This window comes from Massilia sp. 05N420 (assembly GCF_056397205.1).
Genome location: NZ_JBFTMX010000278.1, coordinates 1 through 366, shown reverse-complemented (window position 1 = coordinate 366; position 366 = coordinate 1). Strand labels below are relative to the sequence as shown.

Here is a 366-nt window from a genome sequence, read left to right as displayed (position 1 = left end):
GTGCTGGGGATGCTTCACCTGCTTTCAGGTTTTGAAGAATGGCATTGTTGTCCATCGCGGTCAAATCGGAGGTCGCGGTGGAGGCGGCCTCAATGCCCCGAATGCGGAACCTGAAAAAGATGACGGATTCTTGCTGTAATCGAGGTCGGGTGCTGATCTGCTGATTGCCTCAAGTCGTTTGAAAGGTGAATCTCGCTTTCGACGCGTCGCGTCAATAGCAGTCCGAGCGCTTCTGCAAGTCCAGGACGGTCTCGCATGACGCCAGCCAGGACCTCTTTAGAGATTTCGTAGACGACGACAAAAGTGAGCGCGCGCATTCTGGCCGGTTCGACCGCACCCATGAGGACCCCACGTTCGCCAAACAGG

Annotated in this window: 1 protein-coding gene; it reads right to left on the bottom strand. The window is 56.0% G+C overall.

Annotation, left to right across the window (positions count from 1 at the left end; translation table 11 throughout):
* Nucleotides 1-89: 89 nt before the first annotated feature.
* A partial coding sequence (locus AC1DIX_RS28325; RefSeq protein WP_477328692.1) for a hypothetical protein occupies nt 90-366 on the bottom strand: 277 nt, incomplete at its 5' end.